The 3,302-nt window shown below is 71.0% G+C and carries 3 protein-coding genes; 1 reads left to right on the top strand and 2 read right to left on the bottom strand.

All coding sequences use genetic code 11. From position 1 onward, the window contains the following. Positions 1 to 730: lysophospholipid acyltransferase family protein (locus ROTAS13_RS21620; RefSeq protein ID WP_075823376.1), on the bottom strand; the 730-nt coding region annotated here is incomplete at its 3' end. A 214-nt stretch (positions 731 to 944) separates the two neighbouring features. Here ROTAS13_RS21620 and ilvD point away from each other — a divergent pair. Beyond that, a complete protein-coding gene (gene ilvD, locus ROTAS13_RS21615) occupies positions 945 to 2,783 on the top strand; it encodes a dihydroxy-acid dehydratase (protein ID WP_019461720.1) in 1,839 nt (612 codons plus the stop codon). A gap of 116 nt (positions 2,784 to 2,899) precedes the next feature. Here the strand turns inward: ilvD and ROTAS13_RS21610 are convergent. Further along, on the bottom strand, positions 2,900 to 3,302 hold a 403-nt coding region (locus tag ROTAS13_RS21610), incomplete at its 5' end, for a Tim44 domain-containing protein (protein WP_171979193.1).

The following is a 3,302-nucleotide window of genomic DNA, read 5'->3' as shown; positions in this document are numbered from 1 at the left end:
GCCCATCCGGCTGTGCTTCCCCATGCCGGCCAGCCGGGGGCAGCGGGCGGCCCGCCACCCAGGCATCGGCGATGGCGCAGGCCTCGTTCATCCCGGCGGCGATGGCCTGCCGCCCGCCCTCGATATCGTCCCGCGACACGAGGACCGCCGGAAGCACCACCACCACCCCGCGCCCGAAGGGCAGGGGCAGCATCATCCGGTCCCAGGAGCGCAGCATGTGGCGCCGTGTCGTGGCGGCCGCGCAGGGGATGACCGCGGCCCGCGCCGTGGCGCCGAGCTGCGCCACGCCCGGCGCCGCCTCCCGCCTCGGGCCGCGCGGGCCGTCGGGGGTGATGGCCGCGAGGTCGCCGCGCGCCAGCAGGCGCAGGATGCTCATCATCCCCGAGGCCCCGCCGCGCGAGGTGGAGCCGTGGACGGTGTCGAGCTGGAAACGGGCGATGATGTCGCCGATGAAGCGGCCATCCCTGTGGCGGGAGACCAGCACATGGGTCCGGCGCGGGCGCAGCACCGGGAAATGCTGCCGCGCCAGGCGCCACAGCATCGGCATCATCGGCAGGCGCTCGTGCCAGAAGGAGACCATCAGCGGCCGGCCCGTGGCCACGGCCTCCGCCATGTCGTCCCGGCCCAGGAAGGTCCAGCGCGTGGTCGCGTAGACGAAGGCCAGATACAGGCCGATCAGGCGCGCCGCCGCCGTGAGCGTCGCAGGATGCCGCAGCAGGCGCTTGAACATTGTTGCGCGGGGCTAGCATGTCCGGCGGTTCCGGTCACGCGGCCGTCAGATGAGGCTGGCATGCGCCGGTGGTCCGGGCGTCGCGCCGTCCCCCGGGGGGGGGAGCCCCATGCTCAGCCCGGAGCAGCCCTGAGGATGGGGTGCGTTGAACTCCCTTCCGGTGCGTGGGAAAGGTCGGGGAAACGGCTCCGACGTTCGAGGAAGACGCAAGTCCATGCCTGCCTATCGTTCCCGCACCACCACCCATGGCCGCAACATGGCCGGCGCCCGCGGCCTTTGGCGCGCCACCGGCATGAAGGACGGCGATTTCGGCAAGCCGATCATCGCCGTGGTCAACTCCTTCACCCAGTTCGTCCCGGGCCATGTCCACCTGAAGGACCTCGGACAGCTGGTGGCGCGGGAGATCGAGCGCGCGGGCGGCGTGGCCAAGGAGTTCAACACCATCGCGGTGGATGACGGCATCGCCATGGGGCATGACGGGATGCTCTATTCGCTGCCGTCGCGCGAGCTGATCGCCGACAGCGTGGAATACATGGTCAACGCGCACTGCGCCGATGCCATGGTCTGCATCTCCAACTGCGACAAGATCACGCCGGGCATGCTGATGGCCGCGCTGCGGCTGAACATCCCCGTGGTCTTCGTCTCCGGCGGGCCGATGGAGGCGGGCAAGGTCGTCGCCCACGGCGTGACAAAGAAGTACGACCTGATCGATGCCATGGTGGCCGCCGCCGACGACCGCGTCTCGGACGAGGAGGTGAAGGTCATCGAGCGTTCCGCCTGCCCGACCTGCGGCTCCTGCTCCGGCATGTTCACGGCCAATTCGATGAACTGCCTGACCGAGGCGCTGGGCCTGGCGCTGCCGGGCAACGGCTCGACGCTGGCGACCCATGCCGACCGCCGCCGTCTCTTTGTCGAGGCGGGGCACCTGATCGTCGATCTCGCCCGCCGCCACTACGAGCAGGACGACGCGTCCGTGCTGCCGCGCAACGTCGCCTCCTTCGCCGCCTTCGAGAACGCGATGACGCTGGACATCGCCATGGGCGGCTCGACCAACACCGTGCTGCACCTGCTGGCCGCCGCGAACGAGGGCGAGGTGCCCTTCACCATGGCCGATATCGACCGGCTGTCCCGCCGCGTGCCGGTGCTGTGCAAGGTCGCGCCCGCCGTGTCGCAGGTGCATATGGAGGACGTGCACCGCGCCGGCGGCATCATGGCCATCCTGGGCGAGCTGGACCGCGCCGGTCTGGTGGACACCAGCACCGGCAACGTGGCCGAGGGCACGCTGGGCAAGGCGCTGGCACGCTGGGACGTGCGGACCACCGAGAGCGCGGCGGTGAAGGAGTTCTACCGCGCCGCGCCGGGCGGCATCCCGACCCAGGTGGCCTTCAGCCAGGAATCCCGCTTCGACGAGCTGGACCTGGACCGCGGGAAGGGCGTCATCCGCGACCTGGAGCATGCCTATTCCCGCGACGGCGGGCTGGCCGTGCTGTTCGGCAACCTGGCCCTGGACGGCTGCATCGTGAAGACCGCCGGGGTGGACGAGAGCATCCTGAAGTTCTCCGGCCCCGCCCATGTCTTCGAGAGCCAGGACGCCGCCGTGGAAGGCATCCTCGGCAACAAGGTGAAGCCGGGCGAGGTGGTGCTGATCCGCTACGAGGGGCCGCGCGGCGGGCCGGGGATGCAGGAGATGCTGTACCCGACCAGCTACCTGAAGTCGAAGGGGCTCGGGAAAGCCTGCGCCCTGGTGACGGACGGGCGCTTCTCCGGCGGTTCCTCGGGGCTTTCCATCGGCCATGTCTCGCCCGAGGCGGCCGAGGGCGGGCTGATCGGCCTGGTGGAGCAGGGCGACCGGATCGAGATCGACATCCCCAACCGCCGCATCCACCTCGCCGTCGATGAGGCGGAGCTGGAGCGCCGCCGCGCCGCCCGCGAGGCGATCGGCTGGAAGCCCGCCGCGCCGCGCGCACGCAAGGTCAGCGCCGCGCTCCGGGCCTATGCCATGCTGGCGACCAGCGCCGCCAAGGGCGCGGTGCGGCAGGTCCCGCAGGAGTAATGCCAGGGTGATGCCGGCGGGGGCGGCCACGCCCCTGCCGATCCCGGGATACAGAAAAGGCCGGGTCCCGTCAGGACCCGGCCTTCTTTGTCATGCCCCGAGCGGGGCCGGCGGGATCAGGCCGCCTGCTGGATCGCGGAGAGCAGCCAGTCCTGGCCCGGCTGGCGGGTGAAGGTCCAGATTTCCGTCACGGTCTGGCGGGCCTGCGGGTCGCCCTCCACCACCGCGCCGCTGCTGTCGCGGGTCACGTCGATCAGGCTGAAGCGCATCGCGACCGTGGCGAATTCCTGGCCGTTCTCGCCCCAGGCCTCGGCGAGGTCACCGGATTCCAGCCGGACGTCACGGGTCTCGTTGCGCCAGCCGCGCGCCTTCAGGTCCTGCAGGTCGTTGGTGAAGTAGCGCAGCATCTCCGGCGTGGAGAGGCGGGCCAGGGCCTCGGCGTCACCACGCGACCAGGCGGCGTTCACCGCCTGCAGGTTGCGCTCGAAGGCGGCGAAATCGGCTTGGCCGACCTGCACC

The sequence above is a fragment of the Roseomonas sp. TAS13 genome (genome assembly GCF_001950415.1).
Classification (GTDB): Bacteria; Pseudomonadota; Alphaproteobacteria; order Acetobacterales; family Acetobacteraceae; genus Roseomonas; species Roseomonas mucosa.
The sequence above is the reverse complement of the archived record's forward strand: the minus strand, read 5'-3'. Positions and strand labels throughout refer to the sequence as shown.